Annotated in this window: 16 protein-coding genes; 12 read left to right on the forward strand and 4 right to left on the reverse strand. The window is 69.8% G+C overall.

What is annotated here, in order from left to right; all coding sequences use genetic code 11:
* The first annotated feature begins 23 nt into the window (after positions 1-23).
* From ABD770_RS08230 to ABD770_RS08255, 6 genes are all read left to right on the forward strand, one after another.
* Positions 24-1007 (forward strand): carbohydrate ABC transporter permease, encoded by a 984-nt coding sequence (locus ABD770_RS08230; RefSeq protein WP_344819057.1) that lies wholly within the window; start codon positions 24-26, stop codon positions 1005-1007.
* Positions 1000-1839 carry a carbohydrate ABC transporter permease gene (locus ABD770_RS08235; RefSeq protein ID WP_344819058.1) on the forward strand — a complete coding sequence of 280 codons (840 nt, stop codon included), beginning with the start codon at positions 1000-1002 and terminating at the stop codon, positions 1837-1839. Before ABD770_RS08230 ends, ABD770_RS08235 begins: the two co-directional genes overlap by 8 nt.
* A complete protein-coding gene (locus ABD770_RS08240; protein WP_344819059.1) occupies positions 1836-3743 on the forward strand; it encodes a cellulase family glycosylhydrolase in 1908 nt (635 codons plus the stop codon). The genes ABD770_RS08235 and ABD770_RS08240 overlap by 4 nt, the downstream gene beginning before the upstream one ends.
* 44 nt (positions 3744-3787) lie before the next feature.
* Positions 3788-4813 (forward strand): LacI family DNA-binding transcriptional regulator, encoded by a 1026-nt coding sequence (locus ABD770_RS08245; protein WP_344819060.1) that lies wholly within the window; start codon positions 3788-3790, stop codon positions 4811-4813.
* Between the two features lie 151 nt (positions 4814-4964).
* Positions 4965-5828, forward strand: a complete 864-nt coding sequence (ddaH, locus tag ABD770_RS08250) for a dimethylargininase (protein WP_344819061.1) — start codon at positions 4965-4967, stop codon at positions 5826-5828.
* Between the two features lie 101 nt (positions 5829-5929).
* Positions 5930-6466: a hypothetical protein gene (locus ABD770_RS08255; protein ID WP_344819062.1), complete on the forward strand. Its 537-nt coding sequence runs from the start codon at positions 5930-5932 to the stop codon at positions 6464-6466.
* Positions 6467-6484: 18 nt separating this feature from the next.
* On the opposite strand, the gene ABD770_RS08260 is transcribed toward ABD770_RS08255, so the two are convergent.
* Positions 6485-7819 (reverse strand): MFS transporter, encoded by a 1335-nt coding sequence (locus tag ABD770_RS08260; protein ID WP_344819063.1) that lies wholly within the window; start codon positions 7817-7819, stop codon positions 6485-6487.
* Positions 7820-7851: 32 nt separating this feature from the next.
* The gene (locus ABD770_RS08265; RefSeq protein WP_344819064.1) at positions 7852-8283 is read right to left on the reverse strand and encodes a MarR family winged helix-turn-helix transcriptional regulator; all 432 of its coding nucleotides are present in this window, start codon (positions 8281-8283) and stop codon (positions 7852-7854) included.
* Between the two features lie 149 nt (positions 8284-8432).
* Here ABD770_RS08265 and ABD770_RS08270 point away from each other — a divergent pair, with 149 nt between their 5' ends.
* Positions 8433-9302 carry an alpha/beta fold hydrolase gene (locus ABD770_RS08270; RefSeq protein WP_344819065.1) on the forward strand — a complete coding sequence of 290 codons (870 nt, stop codon included), beginning with the start codon at positions 8433-8435 and terminating at the stop codon, positions 9300-9302.
* A 63-nt stretch (positions 9303-9365) separates the two neighbouring features.
* On the opposite strand, the gene ABD770_RS08275 is transcribed toward ABD770_RS08270, so the two are convergent.
* Positions 9366-9830 carry a MarR family winged helix-turn-helix transcriptional regulator gene (locus tag ABD770_RS08275; RefSeq protein WP_344819066.1) on the reverse strand — a complete coding sequence of 155 codons (465 nt, stop codon included), beginning with the start codon at positions 9828-9830 and terminating at the stop codon, positions 9366-9368.
* Between the two features lie 60 nt (positions 9831-9890).
* On the opposite strand from ABD770_RS08275, the gene ABD770_RS08280 reads away from it, so the two are divergent.
* The 4 genes from ABD770_RS08280 (at position 9891) to ABD770_RS08295 (ending at position 13566) form a co-directional block, all read left to right on the forward strand.
* Positions 9891-10883 carry a hypothetical protein gene (locus ABD770_RS08280; RefSeq protein ID WP_344819068.1) on the forward strand — a complete coding sequence of 331 codons (993 nt, stop codon included), beginning with the start codon at positions 9891-9893 and terminating at the stop codon, positions 10881-10883.
* A gap of 46 nt (positions 10884-10929) precedes the next feature.
* A complete protein-coding gene (locus ABD770_RS08285) occupies positions 10930-11562 on the forward strand; it encodes an isochorismatase family protein (RefSeq protein WP_344819069.1) in 633 nt (210 codons plus the stop codon).
* Positions 11563-11653: 91 nt separating this feature from the next.
* A complete protein-coding gene (lplAB, locus tag ABD770_RS08290; RefSeq protein WP_344819070.1) occupies positions 11654-12703 on the forward strand; it encodes a lipoate-protein ligase LplAB in 1050 nt (349 codons plus the stop codon).
* A complete protein-coding gene (locus tag ABD770_RS08295; RefSeq protein ID WP_344819071.1) occupies positions 12682-13566 on the forward strand; it encodes a DNA-methyltransferase in 885 nt (294 codons plus the stop codon). The genes lplAB and ABD770_RS08295 overlap by 22 nt, the downstream gene beginning before the upstream one ends.
* Positions 13567-13615: 49 nt before the next feature.
* On the opposite strand, the gene ABD770_RS08300 is transcribed toward ABD770_RS08295, so the two are convergent.
* On the reverse strand, positions 13616-14509 hold the full coding sequence (locus ABD770_RS08300) for a LysR family transcriptional regulator (protein WP_344819072.1): 894 nt from the start codon (positions 14507-14509) through the stop codon (positions 13616-13618).
* A gap of 143 nt (positions 14510-14652) precedes the next feature.
* Here ABD770_RS08300 and ABD770_RS08305 point away from each other — a divergent pair, with 143 nt between their 5' ends.
* Entirely contained in the window at positions 14653-18120 is a 3468-nt protein-coding gene (locus ABD770_RS08305) for a bifunctional proline dehydrogenase/L-glutamate gamma-semialdehyde dehydrogenase (RefSeq protein ID WP_344819073.1), read from the forward strand.
* The last annotated feature ends 27 nt before the right edge of the window (positions 18121-18147 follow it).

Raw genomic sequence — 18147 nt, forward strand, 5'->3', positions numbered from 1 at the left:
CGGCCGAACAAGGAGTGACGGACATGTCCGCAACCGTGCCCACCGTCCCCGAGCGCGTCGCCCGCGACGCCCCCGTCGACCCGCCCGGCCGTCGCGCGCGGCGGCGGCCGCGCAGCTGGCTGCCCTATGTGCTGCTGATCCCCGCAGTCCTCTTCGAGCTGCTCGTGCACCTCATCCCGATGATCACGGGCGTGTGGATCAGCTTCATCAAGCTCACCCAGCAGTATCTGCGCAACTGGAGCGAGGCGCCGTTCCTGGGGCTGGGCAACTACCAGGTCTCGCTCGACTTCCACGGCGCGGTCGGGAAGTCGCTGCTGAACTCCTTCCTGCTCACCTGCGGGTTCACCGTGCTGGTGGTCGGGTTCGCCTGGATGCTCGGCATGGCCGCGGCGGTGGCCCTGCAGCGCAGGTTCTTCGGTCGGGGGCTGTTCCGCACGCTGTTCCTGGTCCCCTACGCCATCCCGGTGTACGCGGGCATCATCGCCTGGAAGTTCATGCTCCAGAAGGACACCGGCGCGCTGAACCACCTGCTCTTCGACAACCTCGGCCTGCCGGGGGACAAGCCGTTCTGGCTCATCGGCGACAACGCGTTCTGGTCGCTGGTGATCGTCGCGGTGTGGCGGCTGTGGCCGTTCGCCTTCCTCATGCTCATGGCCGGACTCCAGTCCGTGCCGGAGGAGCTGTACGAGGCGTCCGCCGTCGACGGCGCCAAGCCCTTCCGGCAGTGGCGCTCCATCACGGTGCCCATGCTCCGCCCGGTGAACATGGTGCTGGTGCTGGTGATGTTCCTGTGGACGTTCAACGACTTCAACACGCCGTTCGTGCTGTTCGGCAAGACCGCGCAGCCACCGGCCGGCGACCTGATCTCGTTCCACATCTACAACGCGTCGTTCCTGACGTTCAACTTCGGCTACGGCTCGGCGATGTCGGTGCTGCTGCTGATCTTCCTGCTGATCGTGACGATCGGATACCTGATGTTCGTGAATCGGAGGTCGAAGCGTGCGTGAGACGACAGGGACGCGGGTGTTCCGCGTCGTGACGATCGCCGTGCTGACGGCGTTCACCCTGCTGCCGATCTGGGTGATGATCACCTCGTCGGTCAAGCCGCTCGTGGAGGTGCTGGACACCTTCACGTGGTGGCCGGAGAACATCACCCTCCAGCCGTACATCGACATCTGGAAGACCGTGCCGCTGGCGCAGTACTTCGTCAACAGCCTCATCGTGTGCACGATCGCCACGGGCATCAGTCTGGTGATCGCGGTGTTCGCCGCCTACGCCGTCTCGCGCTGGCGGTTCCGCGGACGCAGCATCTTCAGCACCACGGTGCTGTCGACGCAGATGTTCCCCGGCATCCTGTTCCTGCTGCCGCTGTTCCTCATCTTCATCAACGTGACCCAGGCCACCGGCATCCCGCTGATCGGCACCAGGCTCGGGCTGGTGATCACCTACCTCACCTTCTCGCTGCCGTTCTCGATCTGGATGCTGGCGGGCTACTTCGACGCGATCCCCAAGGAGCTCGACGAGGCGGCCAAGGTCGACGGCACCGGTGCGATGGGGGCGCTGTGGCACGTGCTGCTGCCGGCGGCGCGGCCCGGACTGACAGCCGTGGGGATCTACAGCTTCATGACCAGCTGGGGGGAGCTGCTGTTCGCCTCCGTGCTGACCAACGGGCCCACCCAGACGCTGGCCATCGGCCTGCAGCAGTACTCCACGCAGGTGAACGTGTACTGGAACCAGATCATGGCGGCCTCGCTCGTGGTGAGCGTGCCGGTCGTGGTGGCCTTCCTGCTGCTGCAGCGCAGCTTCGTGGCGGGACTGACGGCGGGAGCGGTGAAATGACGGATGCCGTGCGGCAGCGGATGTGGCTGGGCGCGAACTTCTGGTCGCGCACGGCCGGGCCGCGGATGTGGACCGATCGCTACGACCCGGAGGTGGTCCGCCAGGAGTTGGCCGTGCTGGCCGAGCACGGGCTGAACATGACCCGCTCGTTCTTCTTCTGGCCGGACTTCCAACCCGAGCCGGACCGGTTGGACGAGGACTGCATCGCACGGTTCGCCGACTTCCTCGACGCGCACCGGGAGGTCGGGATGACCACCGTCCCGACCTTCCTCGTCGGCCACATGTCCGGGGAGAACTGGGACCCGGCATGGCGGGGCGGTCGCGACCTGTATCGCGACGTGTGGTTCGTCGGACGACAGGCCTGGTATGTGCGCGAGCTGACCGCGCGCTTCCACGAGCACCCGGCGGTGGCGGGCTGGCTGCTGACCAACGAAGTGCCGATCTACGGCGGCGAGGCGCCTCATGACGCGGTCGCCGCGTGGGCCCAGCTGCTCATCGATGCGATCCGTGCCGCGGGGGCCGCGCAGCCGGTCTCCGTCGGGGACGGCGCGTGGGGCGTCGAGACCACCGGTCATGACAGTGGGTTCCGGGTGCGGGAGCTGGCCGCGATGACCGACTTCGTGGGCCCGCACGTGTACCGGATGGAGTCCGATCAGATCCGCCAGCACCTGAAGTCCGCCTGGATCTCCGAACTGTGCCGCATCGCCGGGCTGCCGGTCGTCCTGGAGGAGTTCGGCGTCACCGATGCGTACGTCTCCGCCGAGGGCGCGGCCTCCTACTATCGCCAGCAGCTGTACAACACGCTGGCGGCGGGCGTGTCCGGGTGGATCGCGTGGAACAACACCGACTTCGACGGCCTCGTCGACGAACGGCCCTACACCCATCACCCCTTCGAGCTGCACTTCGGCATCACCGACTCCGTGGGGCGGCCCAAGCCCGCCCTCCTCGAGTTGGAGCGGTTCTCGCACGACCTGCGCACCATGGATGCGGCGGGACTTCGCCGTACGGCATCCGAGACCGCGCTGATCCTGCCCTCCCACCTCGCAGAGATGTACCCTTCCACCCAGGAATCCGAGCGCGCGCACATCGTCTCCGTGTCGGAGCAGGCGCATGTCGCGGCCAAGGAGGCGCATCTGCCCGTCGACATCGTGCGCGAGCACGCCGACGGCGGCCTGGACGACGGCTACGGCCTGTACCTGCTGCCCTCGGTCAAGCAGCTGTGCGGACCCAGTTGGCGGCAGCTGTCCGACCTCGCCGATGCCGGTGCCGTGGTGTACGCCTCCTACGGCGTGGGGGAGGCGACCGGGCAGCGCGGGCCCTGGTGGGCGTTCACCGAGGAGCTGTTCGGCGTGCGCATCGACTCGGCCTACGGACTGGTCGAGCCCATCGCCGACGAGGTCGTGACGCTGACGATGACGGCGGAGCTGGGTGCGCTGCGCCCGGGCGACACGCTGCGCGTACGCGCGGCGGGCACCGCCGACGGCCGTGCGCTCCTGCCCGTGACGGTGACCTCCGGTCAGGTGCTGGCCACGGATGCCCGGGGCCGGCCCGCGCTGATCGGGCGGCCGCACGGCGAGGGCCTCGCCGTGCTGTGCACCTACCCTTTGGAGTATCTCGCGTCCCGGCTCGGGCGGGTCAACCCGGAGGACACCTGGCGGCTGTATGACGCGCTCGCCGCGGCCGCGGGGGTGCGTCGGCCAGTGGTGGTGGACGACCCTGAGGTGTTCGTCGAGGTGCTCGAGCACGCCGACGGCCGGCGGTTCGCGGTGTTCACCAGCCAGCGCGCACAGCCGTGCACGGTGGCGCCGGTGCCCGCTTCCGGGTCGCTGCACGACCTCGATGGCGCTGCGGCGGACGAGGTCGTGCTCGCACCGTACGGCGCCGAGGTGCGCGAGATCCGCTGAGGCGATTCCTCGTCGGTGCCGTGCGCGTGCGAGAGTGTCCTTCGATGAACAGCAACAGCGGCACCGCCGGGCACGTGACCATCCGGGAGATGGCGCGGAGGCTCGGCGTCTCCGTGGCCTCCGTGTCCTATGCGCTCAACGGCCGGCCCGGTGTCGGCGAGGAGACGCGGCGGAGGGTTCTCGCGCTTGCGGAGGAGCTGGGCTGGCATCCGAGCTCCTCGGCGCGTGCGCTTTCCCGGTCTCGCACCGACACGATCGGGATGGTGCTCCGGCGCGACCCGGAGCTGTTCGGGCAGGAGCCGTATTACATGAGCCTGCTCAGCGGGGTCGAGTCCGTGCTCTCCGAGGCCGGGCAATCCGTGATGCTGCGGATGGTGGGCCCCGCGTCGGGGCGCGACCTGGACGTCTACCGGCAGTGGAGCGCCGAGCGCCGGGTCGACGGGGTCATCGTCCTGGACCGGCTGGTGGACGATCCCCGCCCGCCCCTGCTGCGCGCCCTGGGCATGCCCTTCGTCATGCACGGTCTGCGCATCGACCCGGAGACCGGGGAGCAGATGGTCGAGGACCTCATCGCCGACGCCCACCTGATCGTCGACCATTTGGCGGAACTGGGGCACACCGAGATCGTCGATGTGAGCGGACCGCTCACGCTCTCTCACGAGGTCGAACGACGGGACACGATCGTCGCGCAGGCGGCGGTGCGCGGCATGCGGGTGATCGTGGCCGAGGGCGACTACACCCGCGAATCGGCCGAACGGCTGGTCGCGCAGCGGCTGGAGAGCTGGCGCTCGGCGACCGCGGTGATCAGCTCGAACGATGTCATGGCGCTGGCGGCGATGCGCTCGCTGCGTGCCGCGGGACGGACGGACATGGCGCTGGTCAGCTGGGACGACTCGATGCTCTGCGACCTTTCCTCTCCGTCGATCACCGCCCTGGCGCGTCAGACCGACGAGCAGGGCCGACGCAGCGCCCGGGTGCTGCTGCGGACCATCGACGGGCTGCCCGAAGTCTCGGAGCAGGCGATCCCCAGTGAGCTCGTCGTGCGCGAGACGAGCGTCCGCGCACGCTGACCGCCCTCGGCGCGCCCGGCTGGTGCAGGGGGCGGTCGAGGTGCAAAAATGTAACCGGCGTGCCTGAGCGCATCTTCCCCGCCGTCGTGCGGGTCGAACTTCCGCCGGGCCCCTGGACAGCGTCCGCCGCACCTTGTACGAGGAGCAAACCATGTCCACGCCCGAGACCGCGACCATCACCGCCTCGACCCGGACGGCCCACCACCGCCGCTACCTGATGTGCCGCCCCGACCACTTCACGGTCGACTACCGGATCAATCCCTGGATGGACCCGGCCGCACCGACCGACACGGCCAAGGCCATCGCGCAGTGGCAGAAGCTGTACGACCTGTACCGGGAGCTGGGGCACGACGTCGAGCTCATCGAGCCGCTGCCCGGCTACCCCGACATGGTCTATACCGCGAACGGCGGGTTCACGATCGACGGCCGCGCGTACATCCCCGAGTTCTACTACGAGCAGCGTCGCGGCGAGTCGCCGGCGTTCGCCGAGTGGTTCCGCAGCCACGGCTTCGACACCGTGCTGCCCACGGAGGTCAACGAGGGCGAGGGCGACTTCCTGCTCGCCGGCGACGTGATCCTCGCCGGCACCGGGTTCCGCTCCGCGGGCGACAGCCACCGCGAGGTGCACGAGGTCTTCGGCCGGGAGGTCGTGACGCTCACCCTCGTCGATCCGCGCTTCTACCACCTCGACACCGCGCTGACCATCCTGGACCCCGTCGTCGCGCCCGGCGAGCGGGCGGGCATCGCCTACCTGCCGAACGCGTTCGACGAGGCGTCTCGGAAGATCCTCGCCGAGCGCTTCCCCGACGCGATCCTCGTCGCCGATGAGGACGGCGCCGTGTTCGGCCTGAACTCGGCCTCCGACGGGTACAACGTCATCATCCCGCCGCGTGCCACGGGGTTCGAGAAGCAGCTGCGCGAGCGCGGCTACAACCCCATCATGGTCGACCTGTCCGAGCTGCTGCTCGGCGGCGGCGGCATCAAGTGCTGCACGCTGGAGCTGCGCGGGGCCTGACGCCCGCCTCGGTCCGGCGGGTGCGATCCGCCTGCCGGGCCGAGAGCACGGCATCCGTGCGTACTATCGATTCGAGCCGCCCGTCGGGGCGGGAGAGGTCGGTGGCAGTGGTCGCAGCGTTCGATCCCAAGAAGGAGAGTCCGGAGCGGGTCGGGTTGACCTTCCGCCCGGCGCGGGAGCCGCGGGAGGAGACCGAGACGGATGCCGTGGGCCGCAGACCCCGTGATCTCGTGGACCGACCGGACATGTTCGGGCAGTGGGGGAAGCCGATGCGCGCCGCGGTCGGCGTCGATCCCGCCGATGCCGCGTTCATCGCCGCCAACGTGCAGCACTGGGTCGCCAACGCCATCCGCGAGGAGGTCGCGATGGAGCGCTCCAATCTCGCGTCCGTCCTGCCGAGCCTGGATCCGACCTCCCCGGAGGTGACGTTCGAGCGGGTCGCCCGGCTGCGGCGGGGCGAGATCCCCATGACCCTCACCGACCTGCTGGTGTGGTCGCGGCGGTTCGGGTCCGTGCGCGACATCGTCACCTCGACGCTCGCAGACGCGCCGCATGCGGCATCCCGGCTTTCCCCGCCGTCGGACGGCGGCATGGGCCCGGTGATCAGCACCGGCCGCACCGGTCGCCGCGACGACTGAGCGGCACGGCTCCGGCGATCAGCCCTTGCCCTCGTGCGGCAGGCGGATCGGGACGGTCGAGGTCGAGCGGTCGTCGAAGGCCACCGGATCCATCGCGCGGATGACCGACATCGGCCTGGTCTCATCCAGTGTGAGGAGGAACCGCGTGCGCTCGTTCCTGTGCAGACGACCCGACCACAGCATCCAGCCGACTCCGATCGCGCCGGCGACGAGTCCTGCAGTACCGCCGACCGTGATGGCGGCTCGCGGGCCGAAGGCGTCGGCGATCCAGCCGGCGATCGGCGCGCCGATCGGGGTGGATCCCATCAGGACGGCCATGTACAGCGCCAGCACGCGGCCGCGCAGCGCGGCATCCGTCGTCGTCTGCACGTAGCCGTTCGCGGTGGTGAGCATCGACACCGTCGAGAAGCCCACGAAGATCAGCACGGCCGCATACGCCCAGTAGGAGGGCATCAGCGCCGATGCGATGGACGCCACGCCGAACCCGGCCGCGGAGATGACGATCACCCGCACTCGGGCCCGGTCGCGCCGTGCGACGAGAAGCGCCCCGGTGAGGGAGCCGATGGCGAGCACCGAGCTGAGCAGGCCGTAGCCGTCCGCGCCCTGGTCGAACTCCAACGCCATCGTCGAGGCGAAGATGGGGAAGTTCATCCCGAACGCTCCGACGAGGAACACCATGATGAACACGACCAGCAGATCCGGGCGACTGAACACGTAGCGGAATCCGGCGGCGAGTCCCGCGGTGCTCTTGCCGCCCTTCGCCCGCGGCATGAGCTCGCTGCGGCGGATCAGCATGAGCGCGACGAGCATCGCGAGGAACGTCACGGCGTTCGCGATGAACACCCAGCCCGAGCCGAGGGCCACGATCAGCACGCCGCCGATGGCCGGTCCGATCAGCCGGGCCATGTTGAAGGACGCGGAGTTCAGGGCGACGGCGTTGGGGGTGTCCTCCATGCTGACCACGTCCGAGACGAACGCCTGCCTGGCCGGGGCGTCGAACGCGTTGGTCACTCCGAACGCGGCGGCGAATCCCAGCATGAGCGGCAGCGTCATGACGCCGGTCAGCAGCAGCACGGCCACGCCCACCGCGAGCACCATCAGCGTGGACTGCGTGGCCAGCAGGATCTTGCGCCGCTCGAACCTGTCCGCCACCCAGCCGGTCACGCTCACCAGCACGAGAGGCGGCCCGAACTGCAGCGCCATCGTGGCGCCCATGGCGGTGGCGTCGTTGTCGGTCAGCTCGGTGAGCACGACCCAGTCCTGGGCCGTGGCCTGCATCCACCCGCCGATGTTGGAGATGACGGCGCCGAGGAACCAGGTGCGGTAGTTGTACGTCAGCAGGGATCGGAACATGGGAGAGATCCTCCGACGGGCGGGCGCGTCGCTCATGAGTCGATCACCTTCCTCAGTGCCACGGCGGCGTCGTGCAGCGTCGCCAGCTCCTTCTCGCCGAGCCCGGCCTTCGCGATCATGGCCGCCAGGGCCTCGTCACGGCTGCGGATCGTGTCTCTGACGACCTTCTCGCCCTCCGGCGTGATCTCGACATACACGCGCCGCCGGTCATCCTCGTCGGGCACCCGGACGACGAGGCCGAGTTCGGCGAGGCCGTTGACGGTCGCACTCATCGTCGGTGCGGTGACGCACTCGTGCTCGGCGAGGCGGGAGAGCGTGCGTCGGCCGAGCTTGCGCAGGGCGCCCAGAGCGGCCAGCTGCGCGTCGCTGAGCTCGTCCATGGCGCGGACGCGGCGCAGGTTGCGGGTGAGTCGGAAGAACACGAATCTCAGCTCGGAGGCGGCGGCGGTGAGTTCTTCGGTCATTCCTTTAGATAGTCTAACTAACTTTTCCCTCGTGCGCAAGGGGCGAAAACAATATTCACGTTTCTCCGATTGCGGCATGCGGTGTGAAAACGGCTGCCGTGCACCCTCGGCGGTGTGAGCCGCGCGTACGGCATCCGTAGACTCTGGTCATGGTCGCGAAGAGAACAGCGGAGTTCGTCGATGCCCACGGGATCGCCATCGTGTACGACGTGCACGAGGCGAGCGGGACGGCGCGCGGCGTCGTGCAGCTGCTGCACGGCGTGGGCGAGCACGCCGGCAGGTATGCCGCGCTCATCACGGCGCTGACGGATGCCGGCTTCCACGTCTACGCCGATGATCATCGCGGGCACGGCCGCACCGGCATCCGGCAGTGGGGCGGGCCGGACCGGCTCGGGCGTCTCGGCCGCGGCGGGCTGCGGGCGGCGGTCGCCGCATGCCTGCAGCTGAGCGGGATCATCCGCGAGGAGCGGCCGGGGCTGCCGCTCATCCTGCTCGGCCACTCGTGGGGGTCCTTCCTCGCGCAGATGATGCTGGACCGGGCGCCGGAGGACTACCAGGGCGTCATTCTCAGCGGGTCGGCGCTGCGCACGCCCGGCGACCTCAACGCGCTGCCGCTGAACGCCCGCTGGAACGGGCCGGATGCCGATGGATTGGAATGGCTCTCCCGCGACCCGGCCGTGTGGCGGGAGTTCCACGACGACCCGCTGACGACGGAGGTGCCGCTGCTGAAGCTGTTCGGGCCGATCGAGGCGGCCAGGCTGTTCGGGCGTCCGCACCGCGATCTCGCGCAGCGGCACGACGTGCCCGTCCTGCTCATGGTGGGCGGCGACGACCCGGTGGGCGGTCCGCGGAGCGTGCACAGGCTCGCCGACGCCTACCGCCGCCGGTCGGGGCTCACGGATGTCACCACGCTCGTCTACCCCGACGCGCGGCACGAGATCTTCAACGAACTGCAGCAGGAGGAGGTGCGCTCCGACCTGCTGGCGTGGCTCGACGGCCACGTGCCGGTGGTGCGGTGAGGGGCCGATCGCGGAGGTCCGGTGAGCGGGGGAGGTCGTGGGGAGCGCGCTCCCGAGGGCGGTTCAGCCGCGCGCGCGAGCGGTCTGGATGCGCTTCGGGCAACGCACCGGTGACGTCGCGCGGGGAATGATGTCGGCGGTGCTGGAGCCGAGGGTGCTGAGGAAGTGCTCGCGCACGGAGCGCGCATGCACGGCGAGGGCGGAGTCGAGCTCCGCCCGCCCGGAAGCGGTGAGCACCACCTGCATCGAACGCCCGTGTCCGGACTTGGGCCGGGTGAGCAGCCCTCGCTTCTCCATGCGGCGCAGCTGGTGCGAGAGCCGGGATGCCGACCAGCCCAGGTGCTCGCCGAGCACGCGCTGGAGCACGACCCCGCCGGCCTCCTGCACTCGGACCGCGACTTCGAAGTCGCTGACCGACATCGACGAGTTCGAGGCGAGATCGGCGCCGACGGCGGTCATCGTCTGCTCGGTCCACTGCAGGAAATCACGCCAGAGCCGTAGTTCCTCGGTCGTGAGGGAGTCCGTCATACGAGGAGTCTTCCACGTCCGACTTGACACATCAAGTCATGCGGATGCACCATAGTTGACATGTCAAGTCATCGCCTCGATGCGGCACCCACCCACCCTCCGCGCCGCACCGTCGGCGGGAGCTGGCGGCGAGTTCTGGCCGTGCTGTGGTTCCCCTGCTTCTTCGCCGCCGGATTCGCCGTTCTGGGGCTCCAGGCCTTCGCGCATCCGGCTCCGCACGGGATCGAGGTGGGGCTCGTCGCCCCTGCCGAGCAGTCGGACTTCCCCGAGCTGCCTGCCGGAATCGACCTGATCGGGGTCGAGGATCCCGTGCAGGCACGTGCCCTGGTCGCATCCGGCGCACTCGCTGCGGCCACGGATGGTGCCGAGCTGCTGCTCGCGTCGGCCGCGAGCTCCACCCGTGCCGGGTATCTCGAGGACCTGTTCGCGGAGACGTCCCCGCAGCCTCTGACGGTGGTCGACGTGAATCCGCTGCCGCAGGGAGACGCATCGGGCACGGGGCTGTTCTTCTACGCGCTTCCCAACCTCCTCGTCGGGCTGATCGTCTCGATCGTCCTGCTTCAGGCGGGCCCATGGCCGATCGGGAAGAAGGCAGCGGTGATCCTCGCAGCCGGCCTGTTCTCCGCCGTGTTCAGCTTCGCCGTCGCCGCAAGCCTGCACGCGATCCCCCCGGACCTTCGGCTGCTCGGATACGCGCTTCTGCTCACGCAGACGATCGGCTGGCTCACCACCGCTGCTGCGCTGTACGCTCGTCGGCTCTTCATGCCGCTCGCGATGACGTTCGTCCTCATCCTCGGCATCCCCTCCTCGGGTGCCACGGTGAATGCCGACATGCTCCCGTCCGGCGTGCGCTGGATCGGCCGATGGCATCCGTTCGCACAGTTCATCTCCCTCGTGCGTGCTGATGTCTACCTCGACGCGAGTTCGGGCCGTCCGCTCGCCATCCTCCTGAGCTGGGCGGCTCTCGGCGCCGTCCTGCTGATCCTGCGCGCCCTCCGCGAGAAGCGGAGCGTGCTGGGGATCAGCGTCCACGCCCGGCCTGTCGGAATCTGACCGGCGGACCGAGCATCCATCCCGCTCACACCATAAGGAGAGCATCATGACCATTCCCGAGCCGCTCACCCCCGAGAACACCACGATTATCCTGGTCGATCACGCCGTCGGATTCGCGAACCTGCTGCGTTCCCATGACCTCGGCGCCCATATCAACAACGTCGTCGGCCTCGCCAGGACTGCCGTGCTGTTCGGCAGTGGGCTCGTCGTCACCAACGGGTTGCGCAGCAAGCCCTCCGGCCCGCTGTACCCGGAGCTGATCGATGTGCTCGGAGATCACCCGATCATCGAGCGTCCGGGCGCCACCAATGCCTTCGGGGATCCCGCATTCGCTGCGGCGGTCGAGGCCACGGGACGCCGGCGCCTGGCCATCGCGGGTGTGTCCACCGAAGGATGCGTGCTGCAGACCGTGCTGGGAGCTCTCCGTCTCGGGTACGAGGTGAACCTCGTGGTCGACGCTTCGGGGAGTCTCACGCGCGAGACGCACGACACCGCTGTGCAGCGGATGGTGCTCGCAGGGGCCGTCCCCACGACGTGGTATTCACTGGCGGGCGAGTTCGAATACGACCACACCTCGGAGCGCGGGCCCATTCTGCAGCGGATCATGCGGGAGCACCAGCCCGGCATGGCGAAGGGCGTGGAGACGTACCTCGCTTCGGCATCGCGCGCGGCGGGCTGAATCCCCCGGGCGGTGGGGTGCGGATGCCGTGCCGCACCGCCCTGACGCCCCGGGCGGCGCGTCCGGACTCGACGCGGCTTAAGCTGGACGCGTGCATGGTGAGTACAAGGTTCCCGGTGGAAAGCTCGTCGTCGTCGATCTCGAGGTGCAGGACGGCCTGATCCGCGACTTCCGACTGGCCGGAGACTTCTTCCTCGAGCCGGACACGGCGCTGGAGGCCATCAACGCCGCCATCGAGGGCATGCCCGTCGAGGCCGATGCCTCCACCATCGCCGCAGCCGTGCGCACCGCGCTGCCCGAGGGCGCGCAGCTCCTGGGCTTCTCGCCGGACTCCGTCGGAACCGTCGTGCGACGCGCCCTGGTGACCGCGCCGGGGTGGCGCGATTTCGACTGGGAGATCGTGCACGAGAAGGCCGTGTCACCGCGCATGAATCTCGCGCTCGACGAGGTGCTCACCTCGCGCGTGGGCGAGGGGCGTCGCCGCCCCACTCTGCGCATCTGGGAGTGGGACGAGTCGGCCGTCGTGATCGGCTCCTTCCAGTCGTACCGCAATGAGGTCGACCCGGAGGGCGCCGCCAGGCACGGCTTCGACGTCGTGCGCAGGATCTCCGGCGGCGGGGCCATGATGATGGCCGCGGGTCAGATCATCACATACTCGCTGTATGTCCCGGCATCCCTCGTGCAGGGCATGACGTTCGCCGATTCCTACGCATTCCTGGATGACTGGGTGCTCCAGGCGCTGCGTTCGATCGGCATCGAAGCGACCTATCAGCCGCTCAACGACATCGCCTCGCCCACCGGCAAGATCGGCGGCGCCGCCCAGAAGCGGCTCGCCAACGGCGGCGTGCTCCACCACGCCACGATCTCGTACGACATCGACGGCCAGGTGATGACCGAGGTGCTGCGCATCGGCCGTGAGAAGCTCAGCGACAAGGGCACCACCTCCGCCGCCAAGCGCGTGGACCCGCTGCGCACCCAGACCGGCATGGAGCGAAGCGAGATCATCTCGCGGTTCATCGCGACCTTCCGTGCGCTGACCGGCGCGGAGGACGGACGCATCACGCCGGATGAGTACGCGGATGCCGAGGCGCTGGTGGAGTCGAAGTTCGCGACCGACGCGTGGCTGCACCGCGTGCCGTGAGCACCTCGTCGTCCGTCGAAGCCGGCTCCGTCGAGATCATCGAGGGCGACAACCTCGCGGCCGCCGCGACCCTGGCATCCGGATCCTTCACTCTCGTCTACCTGGACCCCCCGTTCAACACCGGCCGCACCCAGGAGCGGCAGGTCGTCACCGCCCGCCGAGCCGGGGGCGAGGCCGAGGGGGAGGTGCGGCGCGGCTTCCATGGGCTGGCCTACGAGCGCGTGCGCGGCATGCTGCGCGCCTACGACGACCGCTTCGACGACTACGGCGAGTTCCTCATGCCGCGGTTGGAGGAGGCCTGGCGGCTGCTGGCCGACGACGGCACGCTGTACCTGCATCTGGACTACCGCGAGGCGCACTACGCCAAGGTGATGCTGGATGCCGTGTTCGGGCGCGACGCGTTCCTCAACGAACTCATCTGGGCGTACGACTTCGGCGCCAAGTCCCGGCGGCGCTGGCCCACCAAGCACGACACGATCCTCGTGTACGTGAAGGACGCGCGTGCGTACTTCTTCGACTCGGATGCCGTGGACCGCGAGCCCTACATGGCGCCGGGCCTGGTCACCCCGGAGAAGGCCGCCCGCGGCAAGCTGCCCACCGATGTCTGGTGGCACACGATCGTGCCGACCTCCGGCCGGGAGAAGACCGGCTACCCGACGCAGAAGCCCGAGGGCGTGCTGCGCCGCATCGTGCAGGCCTCCTCGCGCCCCGGCGACCGGGTGCTGGACCTGTTCGCGGGATCGGGGACGACGGGCGCCGTGGCCTCTGCGCTCGGCCGTGACGCCGTGCTCGTCGACTCCAGTCCCGAGGCGGTGCGGGTGATGCGGGAGCGGATGCCGCACGCGAGCGTACGCGCTCTCTGACCGGTTCTCGCCGGTGCGAACGAACGCGGCGGCCGCACCGGCCGCGCGTTCAGGGCGCCCTGCGCCGATGCGCGGCGAACGCGTCACGGAGAGCGGTGCGCACGAGCGACACCGATTCGTCGGCGAGGGAGGCCGTCCGCACGGCCGCGAAGACCTCGCGCACGGGGGAGCCGGGCAGGTCGGCGACGGTGAGCGGGCTCGGCTCGTCGTTCCAGATCAGGTCCGGCAGCATGCCCACAGCGTGGCCGGAGGCCACCAGCCGCACATGCGCGGTGAGGTCGGCGGCCTCGTAGCGGACGTCGGGCTCGAACCCGGCCGCCCGGCACTGCTGCACGGCCCATCGCCGTGCGGCCGTCCCCTCGGGCTCCAGGACCCAGGCGCGTTCTCGCAGCTCGTGGAGGGGGAGCGGATGCTCCCAGGGCGGCAGCACGACGCGGATGGGGTCCTCACCGATGAGGTCGTGCTCGATGCCGTCGCGCAGTTCGCGCGAATGCCCCGGGTACTGCTCGGCGATGACGAGGTCGAAGCGGCGCGCCCACAGCTCGAACAGGCTCTCCTCCGGGGGCAGTTCCGCCAGCTCCACGCGCAGCTCGGGCGCACGGCGTGCCAGTAGCGTCAGCGCCGCCGGGACGATGGTCTCGGCGGCTGTCGGCATCGCCGAGAGGCGGACGGTCTCCCATCCCGGTGAGGCGGCCAGCGCGGCACGCGCGGCCTCGTCGAGCTGCAGCGCTCGGGCGGCGTGCTGCGCGAGCATCCGTCCCTGCGGCGTCAGCCGCACCCGCCTGCCGTCCGGTTCCAGCAGGGCGACTCCGGCCTCGCGCTCCAGCAGGCTCAGCTGCTGCGACACGGTGGACGGCGAGTACGACAGCGAGGCGGCGACCTCCGCGATCGTGCCCCGCAGTGCCAGCTCGTGCAGCAGCCGGAGTCGTCTCAGCTCGAACAACGTCTCCCCTCCTTCGTTGTCTCCGCCCCGTTCATCCCATCGGCCTTTTCGCTCTCGTCGCAGATGATGGATCGAGAAGTACGAATATTATCCATCGAGAACGTTCGCTTTTCATCGACAGTCGGTCGAGGCATCCTGAGATCATGACCACCTCCATGCGCTCCGATGATGCAGCCCTGTCCGACCTGGCGGACCTCGCCGATGACGCCATCGCCCTGGTGCGCAAGTGGCTCGTCGACAGCCGCGAGGTGCCCGTGGACGCCGCGGGCGCCCGCCTTGCCGGCGTCCTCCGCGACCCGAAGGGCCTGGATTTCACCGTCGGATTCGTCGACGGCGTGGTGCGACCCGAGGACCTGAAGGTCGCCGCCGCGAAGCTCAAGGAGCTCGTCCCGCTGACCCCCGCCTTCCTGCCCGCGATCATGCGCGGCGCGATCGGCCTGGGCGGCGCGACCGCCGGCATGCTCCCCGGCATCGTCGTGCCGTCGGCCCGCGCGGTGCTGCGGCAGATGGTGCGCCACCTCATCGTCGACGCCCGCGACGAGAAGCTCGGTGCGGCCATCAAGCACATCCGCGACTCCCAGGGCGTGAAGCTCAACATCAACCTGCTCGGCGAGGCCATCCTCGGCAAGGACGAGGCCGTCCGCCGCCTGGAGGGCACGCGGCGTCTGCTCCTGCGCGACGACGTGGACTACGTCTCCATCAAGGTGTCCTCCACGGTCGCGCCGCACAGCCCCTGGGCGTTCGACCAGGCCGTGGCGGAGGCATCCGAGGCGCTGCGGCCGCTGTACGAGATCGCCGCCAAGCCCGCGCGCGGGCCGAAGAAGTTCATCAACCTCGACATGGAGGAGTACAAGGACCTCGATCTGACCATCGCGGTCTTCACCGCCATCCTGGACCGCCCCGAGTTCCGCGACCTCGAAGCGGGCATCGTGCTGCAGGCGTACCTGCCCGACGCCCTGAGCGCCATGATGCGCCTGCAGGAGTGGGCGTCCGCGCGCGTCGCAGGAGGCGGCGCCCCCATCAAGGTGCGCGTCGTGAAGGGCGCCAACCTGCCGATGGAGACCGCCGATGCCGAAGCCCACGGATGGGAGCCGGCGACCTGGTCGAGCAAGCAGGAGTCCGACTCCTCCTACAAGGCCGTGCTCGAGTACGCCCTGCGCCCCGAGCACATCGGGAACGTGCGCATCGGCGTCGCCGGCCACAACCTGTTCGACATCGCCCTGGCCTGGCTGCTGGCCTCTCGGCGCGGAGTGCAGGACGGCGTCGAGTTCGAGATGCTGCTGGGAATGGCATCCGCGCAGGCCGCGGTCGTCAAGCGCACCGTCGGCTCGCTGCTGCTGTACACCCCCGTCGTGCACCCCGACGAGTTCGACGTCGCGATCGCCTACCTCATCCGCCGCCTCGAGGAGGGCGCCAGCCAGGAGAACTTCATGTCGGCGGTCTTCGACCTGGACGCCGACCCGAAGCTGTTCGAGCGCGAGAAGCAGCGCTTCCTGGCATCCGTCGCCGGAGTCCCCGCCGAAGTGCCCGGACCGAACCGCACGCAGGACCGCCGTCAGCCGCAGGCCCCGGGCCTGCGCGACGGCTTCGTCAACACCCCCGACACCGATCCCTCATTGGCGGCCAACCGCGAGTGGGCGGATGCGATCCGCTCCCGGATGCGGGGATCGACGCTCGGGAACGACACCGTCGCCGCGAACACGCTGCGCACCGCTGCGGAGGTCGACGAGCGCATCAGCACGGGTGTCGCGGCCGGCGAGGCCTGGCGTGCACTGGGCGTCGCAGGCCGTGCCGAGATCCTGCATCGCGCGGGTGACGCGCTCCAGGCCCGCCGTGCCGAGCTGCTCGAGGTGATGGGCTCCGAGGCCGGCAAGGTCATCGAGCAGGGTGACCCCGAGGTCTCCGAGGCCATCGACTTCGCGCACTACTACGCCGAGAGCGCCAAGCGGCTCGCCGACGTCGACGGCGCCGAGATGCACCCCGTCGCCCTGACCGTCGTCACCCCGCCATGGAACTTCCCCGTCGCGATCCCCGCGGGCTCCACGCTGTCGGCGCTGGCCAGCGGATCCCCCGTGATCATCAAGCCCGCCCGGCAGGCCAGGCGCTCGGGCGCCGTCATGGTCGAGGCGCTGTGGGAGGCGGGAGTACCGCGCGACGTGCTGCAGTACGTGCAGCTGGACGGACGCGAGCTGGGCGCCCGGCTGGTCAGCGACCCGGCCGTGGGCCGCGTGATCCTCACCGGCGGATACGAGACCGCCGAGCTGTTCCGCAGCTTCCGGCCGGATCTGCCGCTGCTGGCCGAGACCAGCGGCAAGAACGCCATCATCGTGACACCGTCGGCAGACCTCGACCTCGCCGCGAAGGACGTCGCGTACTCGGCGTTCGGACACGCGGGTCAGAAGTGCTCCGCGGCGTCGCTCGTGGTGCTGGTGGGCTCCGTCGCCACCTCGGAGCGGTTCCGGCGTCAGCTCATCGACGCCGTGCGCTCCTACGAGGTCGGCGCGCCCGAGGACGGGGTCAACCGCATCGGACCGCTGATCGGGCCCGCCGAGGGCAAGCTGCTCAGCGCCCTCACCGAGCTGCATCCCGGTCAGTCGTGGATGCTGAAGCCGGAGAAGCTCGACGAGGACGGCCAGGTGTGGAGCCCCGGCATCCGCGACGGCGTGCAGCGCGGCAGCGAGTTCCACAGAGTGGAGTACTTCGGCCCGGTCCTCGGTGTCATGACCGCCGACACCCTGACCGAGGCGATCGACATCGTCAACGACATCGACTACGGCCTCACCAGCGGCATCCACTCGCTCGACGACGACGAGATCCAGCAGTGGCTCGCGAACATCCAGGCCGGCAACGCGTACGTCAACCGTGGCACCACCGGTGCCATCGTGCAGCGCCAGCCGTTCGGCGGCTGGAAGAAGGCCGCCGTCGGGGCCGGATCCAAGGCCGGCGGCCCGAACTACCTGGTCGGGCTCAGTGAGTGGACGGATGCCGCGGTGCGGACCACCCGTCCGCTGGACGAGCTGGGGCTGTCGGCCGCGAAGCTCGCCGATGCCACGGAGATCCCCGGCGAGGACGCCGCGTGGCTGCGCGGTGCGCTGGCCACCGACATCGATGCCTGGGGCGCGGAGTTCGGCATCGTTCGCGACGCCACCGGCCTGGTCACCGAGCAGAACGCGCTGCGGTATCAGGCGGTGCCCGTCACACTCCGGTACGAGGGGACGCGCGTGGCCGAGCTGGTCCGGGTCGCCGCCGCCGGGGTGCGCGCGGGCTCCCGGGTGACGGTGAGCACGGCATCCGCTCTTCCCGCCGCCGTGGTCACCTGGCTGGGTGCGCACGACGTGACGGTCGTGACCGAGGATGCGGATGCCTGGGGCGCGCACGCGCGCAGGCTCGCGGACGCCGGCTCGCGGGTGCGCATGATCGGAGCGGATGCCGCCGCCACGGCCGCCGCCGTGAACGGCTCGCCGAGCCTGGCGATCTACGCGAACCCGGTGGTGGCCGCCGGTCGGGTGGAGCTGCTGACGTTCCTGCGCGAGCAGGCCGTGTCGATCACCGCGCACCGCTTCGGCACCCCGCACCGCTACGAGATCCCGCTGCTGCAGCCCGTGCGCTGAGCCCGCGCTGCGCGCCGCCGCTCACCG

The sequence above is a fragment of the Microbacterium soli genome (assembly GCF_039539005.1).
Classification (GTDB): Bacteria; Actinomycetota; Actinomycetes; order Actinomycetales; family Microbacteriaceae; genus Microbacterium; species Microbacterium soli.

Excerpts from the sequence above, each read along its gene's own strand:
- ABD770_RS08240 (WP_344819059.1), top strand. The coding sequence starts at position 1,836 with ATGACGGATGCCGTGCGGCAGCGGATGTGGCTGGGCGCGAACTTCTGG.
- ABD770_RS08280 (WP_344819068.1), top strand. The coding sequence starts at position 9,891 with ATGTCAAGTCATCGCCTCGATGCGGCACCCACCCACCCTCCGCGCCGC.
- ABD770_RS08305 (WP_344819073.1), top strand. The coding sequence starts at position 14,653 with ATGACCACCTCCATGCGCTCCGATGATGCAGCCCTGTCCGACCTGGCG.
- ABD770_RS08230 (WP_344819057.1), top strand. The coding sequence starts at position 24 with ATGTCCGCAACCGTGCCCACCGTCCCCGAGCGCGTCGCCCGCGACGCC.
- ABD770_RS08260 (WP_344819063.1), bottom strand. The coding sequence starts at position 7,819 with ATGTTCCGATCCCTGCTGACGTACAACTACCGCACCTGGTTCCTCGGC.
- ABD770_RS08245 (WP_344819060.1), top strand. The coding sequence starts at position 3,788 with ATGAACAGCAACAGCGGCACCGCCGGGCACGTGACCATCCGGGAGATG.
- ABD770_RS08270 (WP_344819065.1), top strand. The coding sequence starts at position 8,433 with ATGGTCGCGAAGAGAACAGCGGAGTTCGTCGATGCCCACGGGATCGCC.
- ABD770_RS08265 (WP_344819064.1), bottom strand. The coding sequence starts at position 8,283 with ATGACCGAAGAACTCACCGCCGCCGCCTCCGAGCTGAGATTCGTGTTC.
- ABD770_RS08285 (WP_344819069.1), top strand. The coding sequence starts at position 10,930 with ATGACCATTCCCGAGCCGCTCACCCCCGAGAACACCACGATTATCCTG.
- ddaH (WP_344819061.1), top strand. The coding sequence starts at position 4,965 with ATGTCCACGCCCGAGACCGCGACCATCACCGCCTCGACCCGGACGGCC.
- ABD770_RS08275 (WP_344819066.1), bottom strand. The coding sequence starts at position 9,830 with ATGACGGACTCCCTCACGACCGAGGAACTACGGCTCTGGCGTGATTTC.